The organism is Mycolicibacterium sediminis (genome assembly GCF_010731735.1).
Classification (GTDB): Bacteria; Actinomycetota; Actinomycetes; order Mycobacteriales; family Mycobacteriaceae; genus Mycobacterium; species Mycobacterium sediminis.
The window spans coordinates 1,196,777-1,218,253 of the sequence record NZ_AP022588.1 but is presented as its reverse complement, the minus strand read 5'-3'; the positions used below and the strand labels follow the sequence as shown (position 1 = coordinate 1,218,253).

The 21,477-nt window shown below is 64.1% G+C and carries 23 protein-coding genes and 1 pseudogene; 12 read left to right on the top strand and 12 right to left on the bottom strand.

All coding sequences use genetic code 11. The features are described 5' to 3' along the window. The first annotated feature begins 1,495 nt into the window (after positions 1-1,495). Positions 1,496-2,029: a hypothetical protein gene (locus G6N64_RS06010; protein ID WP_163796051.1), complete on the top strand. Its 534-nt coding sequence runs from the start codon at positions 1,496-1,498 to the stop codon at positions 2,027-2,029. Between the two features lie 60 nt (positions 2,030-2,089). On the opposite strand, the gene G6N64_RS06005 is transcribed toward G6N64_RS06010, so the two are convergent. Beyond that, the gene (locus G6N64_RS06005) at positions 2,090-2,527 is read right to left on the bottom strand and encodes a hypothetical protein (RefSeq protein ID WP_163796050.1); all 438 of its coding nucleotides are present in this window, start codon (positions 2,525-2,527) and stop codon (positions 2,090-2,092) included. Between the two features lie 27 nt (positions 2,528-2,554). On the opposite strand from G6N64_RS06005, the gene G6N64_RS06000 reads away from it, so the two are divergent. From G6N64_RS06000 to G6N64_RS05980, 5 genes are read left to right on the top strand one after another with little or no spacing between them, the layout of a single operon-like run. Beyond that, positions 2,555-2,857: a WXG100 family type VII secretion target gene (locus G6N64_RS06000; protein ID WP_163796049.1), complete on the top strand. Its 303-nt coding sequence runs from the start codon at positions 2,555-2,557 to the stop codon at positions 2,855-2,857. 5 nt (positions 2,858-2,862) lie between these two features. Further along, positions 2,863-3,150, top strand: a complete 288-nt coding sequence (locus tag G6N64_RS05995; RefSeq protein WP_163796048.1) for a WXG100 family type VII secretion target — start codon at positions 2,863-2,865, stop codon at positions 3,148-3,150. A 7-nt stretch (positions 3,151-3,157) separates the two neighbouring features. Continuing rightward, positions 3,158-4,501 (top strand): putative toxin, encoded by a 1,344-nt coding sequence (locus G6N64_RS05990; protein ID WP_163796047.1) that lies wholly within the window; start codon positions 3,158-3,160, stop codon positions 4,499-4,501. A 26-nt stretch (positions 4,502-4,527) separates the two neighbouring features. Continuing rightward, positions 4,528-5,364 (top strand): HEAT repeat domain-containing protein, encoded by an 837-nt coding sequence (locus tag G6N64_RS05985; RefSeq protein WP_246230978.1) that lies wholly within the window; start codon positions 4,528-4,530, stop codon positions 5,362-5,364. Continuing rightward, positions 5,361-5,810, top strand: a complete 450-nt coding sequence (locus tag G6N64_RS05980; RefSeq protein WP_163796046.1) for a YbaB/EbfC family nucleoid-associated protein — start codon at positions 5,361-5,363, stop codon at positions 5,808-5,810. The genes G6N64_RS05985 and G6N64_RS05980 overlap by 4 nt, the downstream gene beginning before the upstream one ends. Positions 5,811-6,023: 213 nt before the next feature. On the opposite strand, the pseudogene G6N64_RS05975 reads toward G6N64_RS05980, so the two are convergent. The 3 genes and pseudogenes from G6N64_RS05975 to G6N64_RS05965 form a co-directional block, all read right to left on the bottom strand. After that, positions 6,024-6,320, bottom strand: a pseudogene (locus G6N64_RS05975) (membrane dipeptidase); the annotation flags it as partial. 358 nt (positions 6,321-6,678) lie between these two features. Beyond that, positions 6,679-7,716 (bottom strand): M48 family metallopeptidase, encoded by a 1,038-nt coding sequence (locus G6N64_RS05970; RefSeq protein ID WP_163796045.1) that lies wholly within the window; start codon positions 7,714-7,716, stop codon positions 6,679-6,681. A gap of 358 nt (positions 7,717-8,074) precedes the next feature. After that, positions 8,075-8,443 carry a hypothetical protein gene (locus tag G6N64_RS05965; protein ID WP_246230976.1) on the bottom strand — a complete coding sequence of 123 codons (369 nt, stop codon included), beginning with the start codon at positions 8,441-8,443 and terminating at the stop codon, positions 8,075-8,077. Between the two features lie 17 nt (positions 8,444-8,460). Between G6N64_RS05965 and G6N64_RS05960 the strand changes: the two genes are divergently transcribed. Continuing rightward, positions 8,461-9,264 (top strand): hypothetical protein, encoded by an 804-nt coding sequence (locus G6N64_RS05960; protein ID WP_163796043.1) that lies wholly within the window; start codon positions 8,461-8,463, stop codon positions 9,262-9,264. A gap of 2 nt (positions 9,265-9,266) precedes the next feature. Beyond that, a complete protein-coding gene (locus G6N64_RS05955) occupies positions 9,267-10,754 on the top strand; it encodes an amidase (protein ID WP_163796042.1) in 1,488 nt (495 codons plus the stop codon). A 459-nt stretch (positions 10,755-11,213) separates the two neighbouring features. Here G6N64_RS05955 and G6N64_RS05950 read toward each other — a convergent pair whose 3' ends face one another. From G6N64_RS05950 to G6N64_RS05940, 3 genes are all read right to left on the bottom strand, one after another. After that, positions 11,214-12,065, bottom strand: a complete 852-nt coding sequence (locus tag G6N64_RS05950) for an SDR family oxidoreductase (protein WP_163796041.1) — start codon at positions 12,063-12,065, stop codon at positions 11,214-11,216. Between the two features lie 177 nt (positions 12,066-12,242). Next, positions 12,243-12,935, bottom strand: coding sequence for a GOLPH3/VPS74 family protein (locus G6N64_RS05945; protein ID WP_197748331.1), 693 nt, complete (start codon positions 12,933-12,935; stop codon positions 12,243-12,245). 31 nt (positions 12,936-12,966) lie between these two features. Beyond that, entirely contained in the window at positions 12,967-13,710 is a 744-nt protein-coding gene (locus tag G6N64_RS05940) for an SDR family NAD(P)-dependent oxidoreductase (protein WP_163796040.1), read from the bottom strand. A 98-nt stretch (positions 13,711-13,808) separates the two neighbouring features. Between G6N64_RS05940 and G6N64_RS05935 the strand changes: the two genes are divergently transcribed. The 3 genes from G6N64_RS05935 (at position 13,809) to G6N64_RS05925 (ending at position 16,370) form a co-directional block, all read left to right on the top strand. Then, positions 13,809-14,468 (top strand): TetR/AcrR family transcriptional regulator, encoded by a 660-nt coding sequence (locus G6N64_RS05935; RefSeq protein WP_163796039.1) that lies wholly within the window; start codon positions 13,809-13,811, stop codon positions 14,466-14,468. A gap of 392 nt (positions 14,469-14,860) precedes the next feature. Beyond that, on the top strand, positions 14,861-15,562 hold the full coding sequence (locus G6N64_RS05930) for a DUF899 family protein (protein ID WP_163796038.1): 702 nt from the start codon (positions 14,861-14,863) through the stop codon (positions 15,560-15,562). A 370-nt stretch (positions 15,563-15,932) separates the two neighbouring features. Next, positions 15,933-16,370, top strand: a complete 438-nt coding sequence (locus G6N64_RS05925) for a VOC family protein (protein WP_163796037.1) — start codon at positions 15,933-15,935, stop codon at positions 16,368-16,370. A 40-nt stretch (positions 16,371-16,410) separates the two neighbouring features. Here the strand turns inward: G6N64_RS05925 and G6N64_RS05920 are convergent, their stop codons facing one another. Further along, complete coding sequence (locus G6N64_RS05920; protein WP_163796036.1) at positions 16,411-16,821, bottom strand: PAS domain-containing protein; 411 nt, start codon at positions 16,819-16,821, stop codon at positions 16,411-16,413. A 481-nt stretch (positions 16,822-17,302) separates the two neighbouring features. On the opposite strand from G6N64_RS05920, the gene G6N64_RS05915 reads away from it, so the two are divergent. Then, positions 17,303-17,770, top strand: coding sequence for a hypothetical protein (locus G6N64_RS05915; RefSeq protein ID WP_163796035.1), 468 nt, complete (start codon positions 17,303-17,305; stop codon positions 17,768-17,770). A 171-nt stretch (positions 17,771-17,941) separates the two neighbouring features. On the opposite strand, the gene G6N64_RS05910 is transcribed toward G6N64_RS05915, so the two are convergent. The 4 genes from G6N64_RS05910 to G6N64_RS05895 all read right to left on the bottom strand — a co-directional run bounded on the left by G6N64_RS05910 (position 17,942) and on the right by G6N64_RS05895 (position 21,393). After that, a complete protein-coding gene (locus G6N64_RS05910) occupies positions 17,942-18,889 on the bottom strand; it encodes an alpha/beta fold hydrolase (RefSeq protein ID WP_163796034.1) in 948 nt (315 codons plus the stop codon). An 81-nt stretch (positions 18,890-18,970) separates the two neighbouring features. Next, the gene (locus G6N64_RS05905; RefSeq protein WP_163796033.1) at positions 18,971-19,963 is read right to left on the bottom strand and encodes a YdcF family protein; all 993 of its coding nucleotides are present in this window, start codon (positions 19,961-19,963) and stop codon (positions 18,971-18,973) included. A gap of 237 nt (positions 19,964-20,200) precedes the next feature. Further along, positions 20,201-21,040 (bottom strand): SDR family NAD(P)-dependent oxidoreductase, encoded by an 840-nt coding sequence (locus G6N64_RS05900; RefSeq protein WP_163796032.1) that lies wholly within the window; start codon positions 21,038-21,040, stop codon positions 20,201-20,203. Further along, positions 21,037-21,393, bottom strand: coding sequence for a nuclear transport factor 2 family protein (locus tag G6N64_RS05895; protein ID WP_246230974.1), 357 nt, complete (start codon positions 21,391-21,393; stop codon positions 21,037-21,039). The genes G6N64_RS05900 and G6N64_RS05895 overlap by 4 nt, the downstream gene beginning before the upstream one ends. Positions 21,394-21,477 lie beyond the last annotated feature (84 nt).

Genomic DNA, 21,477 nt, shown 5'->3' with positions numbered 1-21,477 from the left:
GAGCCGCCGCAGCGCCCGGTGACGTTCAGCGTGCTGCCGGGGCATGCCGCTCGCCCGACTGGAGACGCCAGTTCAAGTTCGACGGAGACTCAATCGTTCACCGTTCGCAACGGTCATGGACCACACGCCACACTGCTACCGGCGTGTAAGTCGGTGAGCCCAGTCGGAAGGACGTCGCCGCGTCGGCATGGGTTCGCTGATGGGCAGGCCAGTCGGTTCATTCGCTGATGGCCGGATCGCGCGTACAGTCCATTGGCCGGCGTGCGGCGAGACGCCCCTCTACAAAGACCATTGGCGTGCTGCGGCGCAGCTGCCACGGATTGCCCTGAGCAGTGCCGTGTTTGGAGTTCGACAGCGCGTCGCAGGTGTCCCCGTGGTTCCGGTGCGTCAGTCCACGATCAGTCTGCCTCGGTTTCCGAAGGTGTTGCGATGACGGCACGGCCCACCTCTCGTAATTGATCGATCGATCAGAACTGGCGTGCTGGTATGGATACCAGGTCGAGTTTGCGTGGTCAAGAATGTTTAGGAGCCAATCGCATACGTTTGCAGCCCGGAGCAACGATGGCGTGCTCGACGGCTAGGGTTCTCGGGTGTCCACCTCGGTGGGCATGCTCACGGGGTGGGTTGCGCTACCGGTCGGCGCTCGCGGGCACTCGCTCGTTCGTGCGCTCCCAGCCGCGGGTTACGGCGCGTGAAGGTATCCGGCTGAACCGGGGGCGCGGCTCGGCGGACTGTTTCAAGCACTACCGCATCTGTCGTTCACGTAATCGAAGGATGCTGGTGTCGTCGGTCCGCGTCTCGGCCTCAACGGCCATGTCGATAGAGGTGAGACGTCGACACCGAGACGGAGGCGGCCGACCTCGTCGTCGAGATCCTCGCCCCAAGCGTCGCGGCGCGATAAACGCGAATCTGAAACCCAAGCAAACGCAACCGATCGAGGGCACCCGGTGCACTACGAAGCGCGTCCGTCACGGTGACGATATGCAATGAGTCCAGTAGATCCGATGCAGTCCGGCGGATTGGGGCTGCTGATGAGCGAGAAGATGATGCCGACACGTGTGGACATGAAAGTGAGAATTCACGGGGTGGACATCTTGTGAGAATGCTTCGATCGCGGCACTTCAGGGCGCCGACTGTGGACACGTAACGTGAGAAGCCACAATTGATCTTGGTGCGCCTTAATCCAGCAGGCGCCACAATGGGTACGCTTCCCGCAGCGCAGGGTGGTTGCGTGTGCCCGTGGGCAACTTCTGAGCAGTAGGCGAGCTTGCGTTGGCCAAGGTTCTCGGAATCCCCCTGGGTGGCAACCTGATCTCGTACCGAATAGCCACACACCAACTCGGGGCTGAAATTCCCGGCCGACGCTACTTCGCCTAAAACAGGGGTCGGCAAGGCGGCTACGTCCGACGTGAACGCCCACCAGTGACGCTGACAGCTCTCGCGCGGATGCGATTACACGCGCCCCGCGGTAGTAGCTGGCGGATACCGTAGGTGCGTGACTAATCTGCTACCACCAGACCCTTGGCCGGGCGGTGAAAATCGACCACCAGCCCGTCCGCAGCCTGCCAAGAGTAACGGGCGACGAGCTTTATGGGTGGTCATCGCGTTAGCTGTCGTCATGGTGATCGTTGCCGTGCTCGTCGGATTGTTGGGAAGTCGCACGGTTCGTGGTGCTGGTGAACGGGCTAAGAGTCCCGTCTCGGGTGATCGCACAGCGTGGACGTCCGTGGTGTGTTCGGATTACTCGGTTGTGGCGCCCAGCACAGCCTTTCCCTTGGTTAAACACGCCACCAACGTCAATTACTGCATGACACCCCCGTCGGCAAACAGCGGCCCCCAGTCTGTCGTTATCGGCGAATGGCCCGTCGCTGCTGCCGTCGTCGACGATCTGGCGAAGCTTCCCCGGGTTCGGTGGTACGCCACTGCCGATCTCAGTGACCGCACGACCGCGTTCATCCTACAAAACAGCGCCGACCGATCGCTGCTCGAACCGTTGGCACGATTTGGGTTTGTGATTGCCTCGCGGTAGTCACCCGCCGGCGCGCAGACACCTTGTGTCCGACGGTGCGCCGAGATTTCGCGCCTGCGCCTATGTTGATGGTGCAGGCCAGAGCCTTCGGGTGTCGGCGGCGGCGGTGAGCGCGTCGGTCGAGACGGTAATGCCGGCGGGCGTGCTTCTGTACGGCACCAAGATGTCGATCGAGGGTCCCTCTTGATGTTCTAACCGGACGTTGATGGCGTCGCCAGCGAAGGGCTCCCGGACGCTTACGTCTAGGACGGTAGCGCGGGCGCGCAAGTCTTCTGAGTCGCGATCGCCTTGGAGTGCCGCAATGGCAGAGTCCACCGCGGCGTTCGGCAGCCGAGCCGCCAGGCTGCGGACTGCCCGCTCGCCCGAGTGGGTGATGACCAGCATGAAGGGAACCAAACTCTGGTCCCCTAACCCCTGCACGGCAACTTGTATGCTGTCCTTCAAGAGGTCATCAAGGTCGGCTTGGGCTGTTTGACTCGTCGTCGTGCGCCAGTCCATGGCTGCCTCGGTTTCGTGGAGGGTGTGTTGGCAGACAACAGCTTACGGGTCGACCCCGTCGCGTTGACAGACGGCGCGCAGCAGTTCCGCCAGACGCATGAGGCACTGCACGCTTTGTTGGCGCGCCTTCCTGGTGCCGAGGATGCGCTGCGTGGCAAGTGGACTGGAAGTGCTGCCACGCGGGGAACGGCTATGTGGTCGGATTTGCACGACGTCTTCAGTGCCCATATCGACCAGCTCGCTGGAGACGCTGACACACTGCAGACAGCTGCGAGAATCTATCGCAACCGCGATGAGCAGCAACGAGCCGACATCGATCGGCAGGTGTAGCCGCGATGCCTACATTCCGCTACGACATCGCCGAGATGAGCGATTTCGTCGACATGATCGACCAATCGCTCGCTGAGGCCACGACCCATCTCGAATCAGCCCAGGACACGGCATCGACGGTACTTGAGCACTATTCGGGGATAGCCGCGACCGCGTTCACCGAGTCGCACCAGCGCTGGCAGGAACAAGCCGAACAGCACCTCACGGCACTGCGCGAGTATCGGACATACGTGGCGACCGCCCGCGACAACTATGCGGACGCCCTGCGCGCCAACCTCGAAATGTTCGGATAGTTTCGCGATGGTCAACGTGACGCCCGAGGATTTCTACAAGGTGGCCACCACGCTGTGCGAGGCGTCGAAAACGATCGAGTCCAAGCTTCGCGATCTCGACAACACGCTCGACGTCAGCCGGTCCGCTGGCGCTTACACCACCGGGGGACCTGTGTGGGCGACGAGCTTCGATCAGTCAGCCTCCGACGTATTCGAACTCGGCTCGACGACGTCGATGTCAGCACGCGAACTGGGATACCAGGTGCATCAGGCAGGCTTGAACTGGGCGCATGCCGAGAACGAGTCCGGTGGTGGCGATCAGCCCACACCGGCAGCGCCGCAAGGTTCGACTCTGAGTACCAACCTGCACCCCGCCGACCACGCTGTTGGCGGTACGCATGAGAAGCCTGACCACTGGGACTTGATCGCCGATCATGTCACAAAGGAATGGGCCGACTGCAAGGAAGGCCAGATAGGCACGGCAGGTACAAGTTTCACCTCCTTCGGCGGCGCGCGAAAGACCGACGCGGTCAGCCTCTGGACCGATGTCACGACGGTATTCACGCAGGCTGCACAGGATCAAAGCCCCGAGGTCAGCGGGATCATCGATGAAGTGGGTCACGTATGCCGTGCGCTGGATGCCACAGGCGACGGGGCAAACGCCCTTGGGGCAGCCTGCGCGGAGGTGCATCGCGTCGCCGACGCGGACAAGAGCACCGGCCGCACGTCGTTGACAATCCTCAACGCGATCCTCATCTCCTACGAGATCGACAAAGTCGCCACCTACGGGATACCCATCTACGGGGGTCTGCTGCGGGCTGGCATCGACAAGATGATCGAACTCAACAAAGTGCTATACGCCCAAGCCATGGACAGTCTGATGGAAGGCATCAGCGGCGCTGTCGACATGGCCGCCAAATCCAACACCGCCATTTACACGCTTGCCACAACGAGCGCTGAACCACTGTCCTCGATCCTGGACCGCACACCACGGCAGACCAACCCCGTGCGAAATCGCGACGAGACACAGAACAAGCAAGCTGGCGACGAAGGCGAACGCCGGGCGGGGATACCCGAAGGCGCGCCCAAGCAGGAGGTGGAAGTCAAGCTCGACGGCAAGCCCGTGGCTGTCGTCCCCGACTTGATCGACACCGAGAATCAGAATGTCGTTGAAGTAAAGAACACCAACGAGATTCGTCCGTATACGCAGCAGATCCGCGCTGAGGCCGAGTATGCCCAGCAGCAGGGCTATACGATGACGCTAGTGGTCGACCACCGGACGCAGATCAACGATCCACAGATCCAACAGATGATCGACTCGGGCCAGATTCAGTTGGTACGCAAAGAACTTGACGATAACAATGACCTTTAGCAGCGATGCCGGAACGTATGTCGACGATGAGTGATCAGCAGCCCCTAACCGGCGCCGAGCGCCTCGCGCAGCTGCGTCAGGCGATAGGTGCGATCGAATCGGCTAGCGCCGACCTCGTGCGTCAGCCGCGCCCGCCCGCAGAAGACTACGGGGGCGCGCAGGCTTCAAGATCCGACACGCCAGAATCAATCACCTACGTCGGGATGCCCGAGGGCGACGATTGGATGCGGCGGATTCCGGCCCGGTACCACGACGGCCAGGATGGTTTCGACCGGCGCATCATGGAAGAACTGGCCGCGGTCGGCGCGCCCTGCTACACGCTCAATGACCTGACCAAGGCGCGTACTGTGCCGCAAGGTATTCCGATTTTCGTCGACTGGCTGAATCATCTAGAGGAGCGCATCCCCGGGCCGGAGGACCACCACCGACAAGCGATTCGGTCCAACCTGATCCGAAACCTCAATGACCCTGCCGCGCGGGGAAACCGCGACGCCATCGACGCCCTCATCAACCAACTTGAGCGTCGGCCGCCACTTCCCGGAGGTGCCACCGGGTTCGCCGGGTTCGCACTCAAGCGGATCGCAACCAAGAGGGACTTCCCCCGCGTCGCGCAACTGATTGAGGATTTGCCGCCCGAGATGTCGAAAGGGCCTTTGATCGAATACCTGGGCAAGGTGAAGACGCCCGAAGCGCTCGATATCGCCTTGCGGTACCTCGACACCGAGTGGACGTACTACTCGCTCAAGGCATTGATCGCCATGAAACCAGCCGGTATCCGGTCCCGCGTTGAACCCCATCTGCAGGACCCGAACGCAATGATCCGGCGGCTTGCTAGGCGAGCGCTAGAGAAGCTTCCCGAATGACCGACGACGCCTTCATTGACTTGGAAACCGTCCAAGGTCAGGCAGCGTTGATGGCGCAGACGCGCGAGGCCATCGAAGCCATCGGCTCGGTTGCGGCGTCCTCGCCTGACGATCTCGTCCGTGTGTGGGTCTCTGTTTCTGGCAGCGTCGTCGACATCGAACTCGATGAAGTTACCCATCGGCTCGACCGGGACGAACTGGCCCGCCTCATCACCGCGACCGCGCAGCGAGCTGCCCAGAACGCTGCCATGCAGGTGGCCGGCGTCCTCGCCGAGGTCGAACACCGCAGGGATCTATTGCTTGAGCAGCTGACCGATATCGATCCCGATACTGCTGCGGCGCTTCGGCAGGCTGCCAAAGCGACCCGGTCACCAGCGCCGCCTCCGGGGGACCCCTTCAGCTCCTATCATCCGCTGAATGATAGTAATGCGAGCGATGATTGGTGACGACATTCGTCGGATTTAAGTCGCCGTCTGCCACATCTGGGGCGGGGTTTGAAATCGGATGGTGCCGACGAGTGTCAACAACTTCCCAAAGTTGACCCCGTAATATTTTCTGAACTTTGACCCCTGTGGGGTGACGATGCTGGCTGTCGATGCGGGTTGACCCCGAATTCGTACTACGTGTCGATCCGCCGCGGTGGTCGAGCGGCCCGATATTCAGAGCGCAGTCGGTTGCCATGCTTGTTGGGCGACTCGATGGAAGTTTTGCCATGTGACGGCCTGTATCTCGGCCTCAGTCCAACCCCGGTTGCCGAGGTGTTCGCCCACGGCGAGGAGGTTCTCCAGGGGCATCCATTGGATAGGCCCTCAGCGGGTGTAGCTCTCGTCGAACAGGTGTGGGCTGCGGGTGAGTTCGTCGAGGAAGTCGGCGTAGTCGAAGGAGAAGTCACTGCTGAGGCCGACGTGGTCGATGCCGATCAGTTCGACTGCGTACTCAAGGTGGCGAGTGAGCGCCGACCGCGGGTGATGTGCTGGTCAGTCGGCGTAGAGAATCGGTCATGGGTCCCTATTGTCGAGACTCAACAGCATGGAACCGATGACTCCGCGGCCCCCGGACCTATGCCTGCGGCAAGGCAATCGATGCACGAACCGAACATGACTCGTGTGGAACAGGAGTTCGGTGGACCTTGTCGAAGTAGCTGCCAAGTATGGGAGACAGATCCATAGGTTCAAGGCAGCATCCGCCCAGCACGACTCCAACGCTGGCAACGAATGCTGATAAAACACCTGCCCAAGATGACAGTTGCTTGTCTAGTGGGAGCGTGGGTAAAAGCACTCCGGCAATTCTCGATCACTCTTATTGGACGTGCGGTCAGGAGTCACGTCGCCACTCAGTGATCTTGCGGCCCACCGCGTCCACGGCACTGGTCGCGGCCTGTCCGACCCCGTCGACGATGCCACCGAGACCGTCCCGGATGCCCTTGATCAGTGGATCGTCGGATTGGTCGAAGCCGTCGCGGTAATGACCGGCCGCGGCGCTCACATCATCGACGAAGCGGGTGGAGTCCTCGCCTCGCGTGGGATAGTCACCGCGCATGACGGCGCCGTACCCGCCGGAATCCACCCACGAGGTCAATGCCGCCGCGCGCAGCACCGAGAACGGATGGGTACGCATCTCCAGGTTCAGCAGCTTGAGCACACCGTCGCGCATGTCGCCGGTCCGTTCGTACTCGCGGGCCTGGGCCAGGAACGCCTGAGAATCCAGCTTGTCCAGATGCTTGCCGCCGGCCAGTTTCATCTCCACGCGGATCGCCGTGTCGAGATCCTGAGCGCAGAGCAACCCGGCGCGGTCACCGGACAGCTCGGACTTGCGCTGCCACTCCATCAGTGCCGCGACGATCGCGCGCAACGCCCACCCACCCAACGGGATGAATCCGAACGAATCCGCCAGCCGCAGAAGGTGCATAAGCATGGTGCGGTACACGGCGTGCCCGCTGAGCGCATGCCCGAGTTCGTGGCCGATGACGAACCTCAGCTCGTCGTGATCCATCAGTTCGTACATGGCGGAAGTGATGACGATGAACGGGGTATCCATGCCGATGCAGAACGCATTGACTTCTGGGGACTGGTACACGAACAGATCTGGGCGATCGGGGACGTTGAGCACGTCACTGCACTGGTCCAGCAGCGCGTCGAGGTCGCCGAACTGCCGCGGCCCTACCTTCGCGCCGCTGGCCAAGTACAACAGCCGGTGCTGGCGCTCGCGCAACATCGCCGATAGCACCTTGAGGACCTGGTCGAAGCCCTTGAGACGACGCAGCGCGCTGAGTGCGACACGGTCGGAGGGGTGCTCCCAGGCGCGTGAACTGATGCCGGGAAGGGTGATCCGCGTGCTAGCGGGCTGGGTCATCGCGGTTGCTCCTTGGCCACCTACCCGAGCCTAGGGGGCATTGCGGGCATCGGCGTGCACCAGTTCGCCCGCACGTCAGCCCGCGAGGCGTGCCCCCTTGATGCCGCGCGGCTCATCGAGCACCCCGCAGGAGTGCGATTCGTTGCTTGTCTACGTCCTCGGATGAAATGTCATCTGATGTCCCATTGGACATCTGGACGAGATTCCACCCATCGAGCCAGCGGTAGCACTGGTGGCCGGCCGCTGGTCATCGCCCGGGGACCACTCCCGCGGAAGCTGCGACCGGGCTTTCGGACCCCCGACGATCTGAGTGGCCGCCGACGACACCGACCGAGCGATCCACCGCAGCAGGGTGCGCCTATGCCTCATCCAAACTCGGCCGGTAGTCCGCCACTTCGGCCTCAGCAGCGAGCAACGCAGCCAACTCGCCCTCCTGCTGGGCGACGAATACACCGATGACCTGCCGACACACCTCCGGCACGCTGACCCCGCGCATATCAGCAATACGTCTCAACCCGAACAGCATTGACGTCGACACGTGAAACTGCACGGCGAACTGACCGCAAGAACCATCCTCGGGAGGTAACCCCGGACCAACGACCGCCGGATGATCCGATCCGAATACGTCGACATCAGCACGGCGAACCCTCTCAACGGCCCCACCATTAGCGCCGCCAGCAACGCCCTTGTCCGGGTCGCGGAACTCCTCGTGGCTGAACAAACCCATTGTGCCCACGCTAGACCTTGCCGAATGCCGAAGCCGCCGACTGCGTGGCCGACGCGGCGCGCGTGGCGCGATGGTCGGGCACGGTCGGCGGCGTTCTCCCGGCGATCACCCTGTCGGTGTCTCCGATCTGGTCCTACCCGGGAACCCAGACCGCGGGGACCGACGTGGCGATGTGGGCTCTCACCCATCACGATCGCCTAGTGGTGACCGAGGTACCCGATACCGTAGGCGTCACGGTGTGGTTCGTCCTCTGCGCCGCAGTGTGGACGTACCTCCATGATCGACTTCCCGCCAGATCAATGGTGCCGACCTGCTTCGTCGCCGGCTTCGTCGGTTGCGTGACACTGCTGCTCGGCGGGTTCACGGCGTTCGATCTTCTGCTCTATCGAACCCACGCTGCCGACCGCACTGAGTGGACACATCTGAGCGTCGATGAAGTGGGGGTGTCAGACACCCCGCCGCTGCCCACCCGTCTCATGAGTACTGGGGAACTCGATGAAGCCGTCGACCTCGGCACGCGGAATGCCGGTGCCGAGATCACCGTGCGCCTGATGAGGTTCCAACGAATGCGTCGATCGCCCAACCGCCGGCAATCCACCATCGGCCCGAGCAGCCGTGCAGGAATGTGGCCGCGTCTTGCGGCGTGCGGCCCTTCCACGGACTCTAGAGCCGCACCACCTCGGCAGGGTCCAGCACGGTTGCAGTATGCGTGCGCCGACATCGTCGATTTCCTCGGGGGCCAAAATCGTGATAATCCAGCGCCGATTCTATTGCGCCAAGCGGGATTTTATGGCTTCTGCGGCACGCCAATAGCGTCATAGTCATGGAGCGGAGCCTTCAGTCAGCCGTAGAACTCATGGCCGCATTGCGTGCTGGCGAGGTGTCGTCGGTGGAACTGATCGAGGAGGCCATCACTCGTATCGAGCGTGATGACAAGGTGATCAACGCGATCTGTGTCCGTGATTTCGATGGTGCGCGAGTTGCCGCGTGCGCTGCCGACCGGGCCCGCGCCCGCGGCGAAGACCTGCCACTGCTCGGGATTCCGGTGACGGTCAAAGAGTCGTACAACGTCGTCGGGCTACCGACGACCTGGGGCATGTCGCAGTACAGGAACTACCTGCCAACCGAGGACGCCGTTAAGGTGACTCGACTAAGGGCCGCTGGTGCGGTGGTTCTCGGTAAGACAAATGTGCCCTTCATGCTGCAAGACCTGCAGAGTTTCAATGAGATCTACGGCGCCACCAACAACCCGTGGGATCACGGCCGTACTGCAGGTGGATCCTCGGGCGGATCAGCAGCTGCTCTCGCGTGCGGTTTCGGGGCACTGTCGATCGGCTCGGACATCGCCGGTTCTCTGCGTACCCCCGCACATTTCTGCGGTGTGTACGCTCACAAGCCGACATTTGGGCTGCTGCCCAACCGTGGCCACCTTCCCCCGCCCATGCCGGCGCTACCCGTCGATGGTGACCTCGCCGTCGTTGGGCCGATGGCCCGCACTGCCGGTGACCTCACCTTGCTGTTAGACGTGATGGCCGGACCCGACCCATGCACATCGGGCGTTGCTTACGACCTGGACTTGCCGCCTGCCCGCCATCAACGGCTCCGCGACTACCGTGTCCTCATCCTTGACGAGCATCCACTCATCGCGACCGGGTCTGCTGTGCGAGCCGGTCTGAACCGCGTCGCCGACGCGCTCGGCACGGCCGGCGTCCGTGTCGAATGGCATAGTCCCCTGCTGCCTGATTTGATCGCTGCGGCAACGCTTTACGTTGAACTGCTCACCTCCCATGCGGCCGCCGGTTACCCCGTCCAGAGGTACGAGCAGCTCCAAATCGACGCCGCGAGTATGAATGCCGACGAGCGTGGTTACGCCACTGCGTGGTTGCGCGGCCCTGTGTTCAGCCACCGCGACTGGGTCGGGGCAAACAACCGTCGTGAACTGCACCGCCACCTCTGGCGCCAGTTCTTCGCGCGGTTCGACGCGATCGTGTGCCCGATCACGCCCACTCCTGCGTTCCCGCACGATCACCAAACCACTTTGATGAAACGGCGCATCGACATCGACGGCCGCGAGTACGAGTTCACCGACCAACTCGTCTGGGCTGGCCTCGCGACCATGCCCGGCTTGCCCGCCACCGCAATACCTGCGGGCCGCTCCCTCGAAGGGCTACCGGTAGGAGTGCAGCTCATCGGCCCGATGTTTGAGGACCGCACCGTACTGCGCCTGGCCGAACTACTCGAACAGACCATCGGCGGCTTTCACGCGGTCGGCGCGACCAAGTGCGCCAAGGGCGACAGCAACGATCGATAGGAGCATGACCTCACCCGCCGGCTGTCTCGTTTCTCAAGATGCGAGACGGGCGCGGGCGTTGTCGGAATCTGGCAAGTCAACCCCAGGGAGGTGCCCTGTCGCCCGGGGTTGTGCGTTCGGCCCATGCATTCACGATACTGTTCGGCTATTCCCGGAAGATGTCGGCATCCACCCTTCATTTCCTCGGCGTAGGTGACGAACGAGGAACCGGGCTGACGAACGACCCAATGACTCAACCTATTTGAATGCGCGGCATCCTGCAGGGCGCGCCGCGCCTGCATCAGTCATCCGACACGGCGATGATCGGGTTGAAGGCCGAATCGATGGACCAACTTCATCCCAGCCCTCCCAAGCTCGACGAGTCGCATGATCTGGTCGAGGCCACCAACGTCGACTGTCGTGCTGAGGTGAAGTTGCGGGTTCTCGCTCGCGCTCACTCTCGACTGGTATCGAAGAGTCTCAGCGGCCGAAGCCGACCGACTCAGCCACCGCGCGCTGATTTTCCAAGGCAACCAAACGGCCAGTCAGTGCCGCGTGTACGGCGTCGTAGGAGTCGTCGCCAAGGGTCAGCCGCAGCGGCGGATGGGTCTGACGGGTGGTCTGGAAGACCACGGCGGCGATCTTGTCCGGGTCACCGGTCATCGCGCTCGCGTCGGCGTCCTGAAGCTGGCGTCTGACCTGATCCACCGGAGTACCGCGATAAGCGGCCAACTCCGAAGCGAACGTCAGATTGTCCTTGAAACCCGTTCGTGTGCCGCCAGGTTCGACCAACGTCACGTGAACGTCGAATCCGGACACCTCCTGATTGACGCTCTCGCTGAACCCCTCCAGGCCCCACTTCGCGGCGTGGTAGGAGCTGTGCGTGGGAATGGCGACCTGACCGCCCATGCTGGAGATCTGAATGATCCGGCCGCCACCTTGCTCGCGCATCGGCGCCAGAAGGGCGCGTGTGATGAGCAGCGGCGCCATCAGCATGACGTCCAGCTGCCCACGGATCTGCTCCACGGTCATCTCCTCCGCAGCGCCGACTACCGCAAAACCCGCGTTGTTGACCGCCACGTCCACCGGGTCCGTCGCGACCAGCCGGTGGATCACCTCGTCGACGTCGTCGAGCCGGGCGAGATCGAGAACCTGCTCGCTGAGGCGACCGCCGTACTCCTCGGTCAGGTCGCTTAGCGCGCCGGCGCGACGCACGGTCGCGGTGACCCGATCTCCTTGCTGTAACACGTGTTCGACGAGACGGCGGCCGAGGCCACCGGACCCTCCAGTGATCAGCCAGTGGCGGACGGCCTTGTCGGCGATTCCCGGCATCGATACTCCTCGGATTTCGTTCAAACAGTGTGTGGCGGGTGAAGCGTCAGAAGAGCGCCACCTTCTCGCCGTCGACCAGGGTGTCCAGCGCCGTGAAGTCTTCCAGTCGTCACTTCATGCTGACACAGCGGAAGCTATCGAAGATGGTCGTTGCGAGCGGGGTGGTTCGGCGTTGTGTCATTGCGGTCGGGACGCCATGGTCACGGCGATGACGCTGTTGATGACGATCGCGGTCATCGTGCGCGTCACTGCCTCACGGGCCGCCGCTGGGCCGAAGTCGCCGCGTCCGAGTTTCTCCGCACGGGCGATGACGGTGGAGTTCCAGGGAATCTCCGGATGAAATTGCGTCAGTGCCCCACTTGCCCAGAGCAGGGCGGCAAGCGCGGCAACACGCGGTGTGGGCGTGGCATCTTCGACGAGAACGGCACGGACATCCTTCACGAGTTCGGCGCGTCGCTTGGTTCTGCCGCCGATCAGGGTGGTGATCGTGAACAGGCCCAGTGCCTTGCGCTTCTCCTCGCGGACATCGCCGCGAGCGATCAGACGCTCCAATACCGGTCGCCGCAGCGTCGGACCGACCGCGGCAAGGACTGCCTGAACTGCGCGCGGTCGTTCGGACACGTACCCCCAGGCCGAGTGGAACAGTTCGTCTGACGGCCGGTCCCCCCGTACCGCCGCCACGGCTACGGTGCCATGGCGTTCCGTCGTGGCCGCGATGTGATCGCCGAGTGCCATCTCCGCAAGCACCGCTGCGCCGAGTACGTAGTAGAGGGTGGTCTCCCCGGCGATGGTTCCCGACTCCGGCTGGAACAGTAGGAGAAGTAGGTCCTCGGCCAGAGTCGGCGGGGGCAATTGCGCGGTGTCGGTCACGAGCCCGGCACTCCTTTCGGCGCTCAACGTGTCAGAACTGAGTGGTGCCACCGTCGACGTAGACCTCGGACCCGGTCATGTAGGAACTTCCGTCGGAGGCCAGGAAGGCGATCACACTGCCGATCTCCTCGGCGCGCGCCCGGCGTTTCATGGGCACGGTGGAGGTCATGTCGGCTAGCGCGGCGTCGGCCCCGGCGAAGAGGTCGGCCAGGCCCGGTGTCTCGGTGAGACCCGGAGCGACGACGTTGACGCGGATCTTGCGGTCGACGAGTTCTGCGGCCCAGCTGCGCGCCAGGGACCGGATCGCAGCCTTTGACGCGGCATACACACTCGCGCCGGGTAACGCCTTGACGTCGCCGTTGGAGCCGCACAGGATGATGGACGCGCCCTCGCGCAGCAGCGGAAGGGCGGCCTGCACCGCGAAGGTCACCCCGCCGACGTTGGTGTCGAAGATCTTTCTGTGGTGCTCCCATGTGAGACCGCCCAACGTTGCAAATTCGTTGATTCCCGCATTGGCGAAGACGATGTCAAGCCGGCGTCCGGTGGCTTCGATGGTGGCCGCGACACGGTCGAGATCGACCTGCTCGGTCACGTCGGCGCGAATGGCCTGCGCCTGAGCAGCGCCGATACTGGAAGCGGCGTCGTCGAGGGCGTCTTGGCGACGTCCGACCAGGAAGACGTAGGCCCCTTGCTTCGCCAGCGCCCGTGCTGCGGCGAGGCCAATCCCGGACGTGGCTCCAGTGACGAGTGCGTTCTTTCCGGTCAGGTCCGACATGAGGTCCTCCAGTTTTGTACCAATCGGTTGCAGTGTGAACATACCAGTTTTGTACCGTTCGGTAGAAGTAGCCGACGTGCGGGGATAGACTGATCCGCATGAGCGCAGAGCAACGGCACGCGGGAGGCCGACCACGCTCGTTCGACGAGGGCCAGGCGCTCGACGGGGCCATCGACGTCTTCTGGCGTCTCGGTTACGAAGGCGCGTCCCTGGCCGAACTCACCGAGGCGATGGGCATCAACAAGCCGAGCATGTATGCCGTGTTCGGCAGTAAAAAGGAACTCTTCGTTTATGCCCTGGAGCGTTACGGCCAGCGCTACCACGAACATCTGCGTCAGGTGCTGTCGGAACCCCGCGCCTACGACATCCTCGAGTCGTATTTGCGTGACACCGCCAAGGCCGTGCGTGCCGGGAACTCGCTGGGGTGTCTGTCGATTCAGGGTGGCATTTCCTGCGGGCCGAGCAACGCGCGCATACCGCAGCTGCTCGCCGAGTATCGCCACGGGATCCAAGAAGCCATCGCCAAAGCCCTTGCGGCGGCTGACGATGCGCCGTACACCGACACTGAGGCTCTGGCGGGATTCGCGGTGACGATCGGACAGGGCCTTGCGGTCCAGGCCGCCGCAGGAGTGCCGCAGGCCAGGCTCGACACCGTCGTCGACGTGGCCCTTGCCGGCCTGGCGATGCAACTGGTCGCAGCTCTGCGAACCGACGACGCGGACGGTCGCTCACGCCGACGAACTGCGACCACGTCATGAACACGCCCACAGCGGTGGCATCGTGCCCGACGTGGAGTTTCTGCGGTGTCCTGCGCCGGTAACTCGGTTCCCGTTGTGCCACAGCGACTCACTTCTACCGTCTAGCTCCCGTAGTCGGGCAGCCCGCCGATAGACACCGCGTTCTCGGTGACCGGCCGCGGTGGTGCGAGACGGGCTGGGGTGCGCCTTGGCACCATCACCATCGACATCAGGAACAAGCCGACGAGAACAACGGCCGTCGCGCGATCGCCGACCCGCTGAGTGGTCGATCAGGTCCGCAGGGAGGCGAACCCCGCGAACTCCGGCTGCCACAGCCGTGGTTGGTGGGTGAACGCCTGTGTCGTGCCCGAGTTACCAGCCGCACCACGAGGCGCTGCGTTAGCGTGGGGCGCGTGAGCGTCGCGAAACCGCCCATCGTCACCGCGAGCGAGTGGGAGGACCGTCTGGCCGACCTCGGCCGACGCGAGGAAGCGGTGGCCGCCGAGATCGACAAGCTCGTCGCGGCGCGTAAGCGGATGCCGATGGTGCGCGTCGAGCGCGACTACCGCTTCGATGGGCCCGACGGGGTGGTCTCCCTCCTGGAGTTGTTCGAGGGCCGCAGCCAACTGATCCTCTACCGTTTCTTCTTCGAGGAGGGAGTCAGCGGCTGGCCCGATGCGGGCTGTGTCGGATGCTCGTCCTGGGCCGACGGTGTCGCGGATTTGCGCCTCCTGCACGCTCGCGACATCACCTTCTCGATGGTCTCGCCCGCGCCGCAGCCGAACCTGCAGGCGTATGCCGAGCGGATGGGCTGGACCGACCTGCCCTGGTACACGATCGGGTCGGACTCCTTCACTTCCGACTTCGGTGCGACGGAGTGGTTCGCGCTCAACGTGTTCCTGCGCGACGGCGACGACGTCTACCGCACCTACTTCCTCCAGCACGGCACGATGGTGAGCCACATCGGCAGCGTGACCAGCCTGGCCTCGCTCACGCCCTACGGTGGTCAGATTGAGGGAGAGGAGGTGCCGGAGGGTTGGCCCCAGGCGCCGATGTCTTTCTGGATGCGCCGCCACGACGAGTTCGACGAACCGGCGCCGTCGGCCCGCCGCTGACAGCACTCCGAAGAAGGTTGCGTCGAGACAGCGGATCGTGGGGATTTGGCACGTGCCAGCTCATTGCGTCGGAAATCCGTTGCACGGTTTGGCGCCGCCCGATTACCGTCGCCGTCGACTCCGCCCAAGTCGTATCTACCCGGTAAGGGTGCGACCTACCGCGCACGGTGAGGGTGGCTGCCCGTTCGAGCCGGGCCGGAGCCGGAGGACTCACCGCGGCGCGGAGCGATCGGGGTCCTCACCCACAGCCGCGCCCGGAGCGAATGTCGCTGGCCCCGGCGCAGCCGCTTTCGCATCGCCTTCGTGGACCAATCTTGCAGTGCTACATCGAGGCCGACCTCTCCTCGCCCTGCTCGCTACCATGCGACGCATGCCCATCAAGCTAGAGAATGTCGGCATCGCGGTTCGCGACCTCGACGCAGCGATCGCATTCTTCACCGACCTCGGTCTCACCGTCATCGGCCGTGACACCGTCTCGGGTGAGTGGACCGAGACCGCCGTCGGACTGGATGGCAACCACGCCAACATCGCAATGCTTCAGACACCAGATGGCCACGGCCGTCTCGAACTCTTCGAGTACATCCATCCTTCCGCGATCGAGACGACGCCCACCGCTCCCAACGAGATTGGCATGCACCGCGTCGCCTTCTCGGTCGATGACATCGACTCAGCACTGGAGACGGCCGCGAGGCACGGCTGCCATCCGCTCCGCGGCGTCGCGACCTACGGGGACGCGTACAAGCTCACCTACGTGCGCGGTCCCAGCGGAATCATCGTGATGCTCGCCGAGGAATTGACGAAGAACTGACCTCGGCCCGGCGACGAGGTTGACGCGCCGTAGCGGGTGTTCAGCGCCAGCGCAGCTCGGTCACGTCCGTGATGTAGAGCATCAAGAAGGGATCCGTGGCCCGAAGCAGCAGTGGCGCGGACACTGCCGTGTGCACGGAGTAGCCCTCGACGTGATGCCAGTCGACGACGTCGCCGTCCTTGGCCGCTTCCAGCAGTCTCATGCAGTCAGCAGGCGTCGCCTCCGCGTGACCAGCCAGCAGCGCCGAGAGGTCGAGGCCGATCATCGCGCCGTCCGCATATCCGAAAAGCGAAACCAAGGCTGGGTTGGCGTATGCCACCACCGCATCGGGGGCGATCCCCATCACCGCACCGGGCATGCGATCGAGCAGCACCCGCGCTGGGAGGTGATCGAGCAGTCCTTCGAGGTCGGTGGGTTGGTCCAGTTGGCGGCGATCGTGCACGTGCCCCACCCCAGCTTCCTCGATCGTTGCTTCGTGCGAGTGATGCGACGGTTATCGAGCCATTCGTTAATTGGCTATGTTCACCGTACCGCGCTTACTGGTTTACCGGGATGGTCGGAGACCCTCCGGGCCGTGCAGGCAACGGGCGGCGAGGCACCCTGCGCGAGCGCGCCGCGTTCGTATCTCTGGCATCTGCGGAGTGCGGAGAGAAGCGGCGGCTTCCGTGGAGGCGACCCGCTCGACAGTCGATGCCCGCGGAGCGACCATCGTGGAGCTGACACCTGCGTGACGTCCCGACCGGCTTCGGCCAAGGGTTGGGCGACGTGAAAGAGGCGAACATTCGTGCGCAGTGGCCGAGGAAGGCGTGGGTGCCCTACGACCGAGCGCTGGTGCTCGAGTGAGCCGTACGCCGCAGATCGACCCGAGGGCACGCAGGGGGGCGCTGCAGTCAACGCACTTCCGCTGTCCTGCAATGCCATAGGCTGCACCGGTGGCGATTCGGGACTGGTCGAGGGCGAAGATCACGTTTCTCATCGGACTGCCCGTGTTTCTTGTCATCGCCGTCCCGATGGTCGTATTGGCGTACCGCAGCGAGCCGCCACGGGTCAGCGGAGACTGCGTACACGTCGACCAGGCGTTGCGGCACTGGATGGCTGTGCTGCCTCGTATACAGCTCGGCATGGCCGAGGCAGGTGACACCAACCTGCTTCCCGACGTCGTCGCCGCGGCCCGATCAGTCCGAGGCGAAGCGGAGGCAATCCAGGACCCGGCATTGCGGTCGACGGTCACGACACTCGCAGATGACCTCGATCGAGTCAGCAGCGGAAGCTCTAGCAGTCCACCGAAGAGCTTCCCGGACCAAGACTTCGTCGGTGGGTTGCAGAACTCGATGTCGACAGGCCACGCCTTGAAGCTTGCGTGCCCGGCTGCCGTCAACGACCCGTTGCCCACGCAGTAGCACCGATCAGGCGCACGACAGTCACGGCCTCGGCTGGCTGCCTTCAACCCCGTTGATGCCCAGTTTGTCGACGAATCGGGGCCTGCTTCGGGACAGCTCGCCACGATATGTGTCGGCCCAGTCGCCGAACGGGTGATGGGCCAGATGCTCGTTGCGCGGCCACTACTCGAGTCAGGTCGTCGTCGGCGCACCGATGAACTCGACACCGGCAGTGATCGCGGGTCGGTGGCGGAGGATCCGATAGTGAGCCAACCGCCCGAGTCCCTTCGTCGTCAGCAGTCGCGCGCCCGGCCACGCCGCTGCGAGTCGCTGGCTGGCCGCGTACGGCGCATCGGGGTCGTCCGGATCGTGAATGACGAGCAGCGGCGGGTAGCCGGCGAGGCGGCCGACGTGCTCCATGTTCGTCTCGTGGAGCGGCATACCGATCCGCTTCTCGAGGCGGCGCTGCAGCCCGGCCCGAATACGGCGTCCGAAGCCGTGCCGCGCCGCGAACAAGTCCAGATATAGCGGGAAGTCGCCCATCGGCGAGAGCAGAACCAATCGGCCGACAGCGGCGCCTTCGGCCGCCGCGCACACCGTGGCATTTCCGCCGAGCGAATGGGCCACCACCGCATGGGCCGACCCGTGTGCCTCGATGACGGCTGTGATCGCCGCAGCGCACTCGACCGACGTGGTCCGCCCCGGCGCGAGCGCGCCGTGGTCGGATTCGTTGTGGCTGGGCAGGTCGAACGCGATTACGCGGTACCCGGCTGCGACCAGTGGCTTGATGAACATCGCAAGATGCGGACGCCGGCCGCCCCAGCCGTGGACCAGGTAGACCGGCGGTCCCTCGCCCCATTCCTCGCCGACGACCCGGTGCCCATCCCAGTACGCCTCGAGCGGCTTCCCCGGCGCGACACCTGGCGGCAGCCGCAGAGCCGATTCCATGACGGGCGGTGTGCACCACAACTCCACCGCCCATCGAGAGCCGACGCTGGGTGCGAGCCGTTCGAGAATGCGGAAACGCCTGCGGACGTCGTCGGCGACCGGAGGAAGGATCTCGGAGCCGACGACATCGAGTGGGGGTATCGCCCCCACCGGGGCCGACTCCGAGGCTCGGTCAGGCTTTCGTTCTGTCATGGCCGACGATCAGGTCAAGTGGCACGCGGCGACCCTAGCAGCGTGCAGCGGGCTCCTGATCACGTGGGAACGCGCGGATGGCTACTGCCGAAGCAGCGGAGCACTGCGGTAGCTCCACATGCCTATCGAGCTGAACGCGTCGCGGTAGATCGAGAGAAGCTCGTCGGGAGCTGCGGTGGCGAGTTCGGCGAGCGGCTTGTCTGCACTTCCGGTGCCGGCGAACACGAAATCCCTACCCAGCGTTTCTGCGGCGGCGAGTTGGAACACCGTCAACGCGCGACGGATGTGACTGGCCGAACTGATGATCAGCGCGTGTGTCGCTCGCACTCTGGCCAGGACTTCGACACCGTAGGCGGCGTTCTCGACCGTGGAGCGCGCGAAGTTCTCGTCGAGAATGCGATCGGCCGCGACGCCATTGTCGATGAGCCATTCCTTCATCGATTCACCTTCGGTTCGCCCCGATTGCTCGACGCCGCCGGTGACGACGATGGGTGCGTCCGGCCAGCGTTGTGCCGCAGCCTTCGTCAGCTGGAGGCGATCGATCAGGATGTCGTCCATCGACCCGTCTTCCCGCAGCGCGTAGCCCAGCGTGACGATGGCGAGCCCCGGCTCCGGTAGCGCCGGCAGGGCGTCGGTCAATGGGGTCGAGACCTTCTGATCGATCGTCGCGAACATGGCGTTCAACTCCTGGGCGCGTGCAGGGTCCAGCGTGCGGAGCCGATCGATGTAATTGGCGGCGTCGGCTTGGCGACCGAGATGGCGGGACCAGCCGGCCAGATACGATTGAGCGTCAACGTCATTGGGTGCCGTGGTGAGCGCGCTCTTGTAGAGCTCGACTGCGGCGCCGACGTCCTTGCGGGCGATCTGCGCGGACGCGGCACTGAAGAGGAGGTCGTTCCGGTAGGGAGCAAGCTCGTGTGCCTGCATCAAGCGGTCGGCGACGACCTGCATGTTGTCGGCCGTCTTGTCGGTGTTGCCGGCCGACGACGCTCTTGCCGGCGATTCGAACGCCTCCTCCGCCTCGTCCAGCAGTTTCTCGACCCGTTCGTACGTGCTCCCACCGCCCGCCGACATCGTCTCCGACGTCGAGGATGTCGGGGGGTCGGTGCGATCGTTGGCGCAGGCCCCACCGCCGAGAGCGAGGGCGATGGCGACGGGAATGGTGAGCGCGCGGCGCGTGCGTGAGTGGCTCATGAAGCGACGTCTCCCTGGCGATCGGCTGTGAGAACCACCGTACTGCCCGCACCTCAATCGACGACATAGGCCATGTCTTCACGCGACGCCGTTCAGGGCCCGCCTCGGCCAGGATGATCAGGTCGGGAAATCCGAGCTACGAGAGAGTGTTTCATTCCCTCGGATGTCGGCAAGAGATTGCTCCAGCGTATCGATGACGGCGTCGTAGCCTCCATTGCCCAGAACCAGCCGGCGTGGGGCCGGATCCTGGGCCATCGCCGCGATCACCGCACGGGCACCACGGTGCGGATCGCCGGGTTGCACGCCGTCCATCTCGACGAAGGCAGCGCGGACCTGCTCCAGCATGCCGTGATACTCCGAGATCGGCTCCTCGATGGGCTCGTTGGCGAAGCCGGCGTAGGCGTTCGTGCGGAACGCTCCTGGTTCGACCGTCATGACGGAGATGCCCTGTGCTGCGACCTCGTCGCGCAACGCATCGGTGATGGCTTCGATGGCGAACTTCGTCGCACTGTAGTAGCCGAAGCCGGGCGCTGATACGAGCCCGGCGACCGAGGACACATTGACGATCCACCCGTTCCCGCGGGCGCGCATCCCCGGCAGCACGGCACGCGTCACTGACAGCACTGAGAAGAAGTTCAGCTCGAACATCCCCCGCAACGAGGACTCGTCCATTCCTTCGATCGATCCGTACCAACCGCGGCCGGCGTTGTTGACCAGAACGTCGATACCGCCGAAGTGCTCCTCGGCGGCATGCACCGCACGCTGCACCTGCGCCGCGTCGGTGAGTTCCAGCTGCACGACGAGAACGCGGTCGCCGTACTGGTCGGCCCACGTCGCCAGCTCCTGCGGACGCCGGGACGTGAGTACCACCCGGTCGCCGGCCTCGAGTGCCGCCTCGGCGAACGCCATCCCGAAGTTGCCGGGGGTGCCTCCGGTGATGAACCACCTCTTGCTCATGGTTCGATCACCACCCGGCTGATCAGAGCGCCGTTCAGTGTGAAGCGGTAGTGCAGGTCGGCGACCCCGCCCGGGAAGTCGCCCTCGAGGTGCTGTCGAACGTCGACAGTCGTACCGGTCTGTCGTTCGAGCACCGTCGCACCGGTGAACTCGGCGGTGTAGGTGAACTCGGCGGCCGCGGTGGCCACCCAGGACCCGATCTCGTCGTGTCCCGTGAAGTCGTGGCCTTCATCGGTCACCACCGCGTCGGTGCTGAGTGTGGCCAGCGCCCGATCCGCCTCATGGGCATCTATAGCAGTCATGAACGTTCTTACGGTCTGTGGGAGTGCATCCCAGTCAGTGGTGTTGGTCATGACCCAACGTTGGATCTTCCCCCAAGGGGAAGGTCAACCCCCGGTCCGACTCCGTCATGATGTTGACCCTCCCCCAGGGGGAGG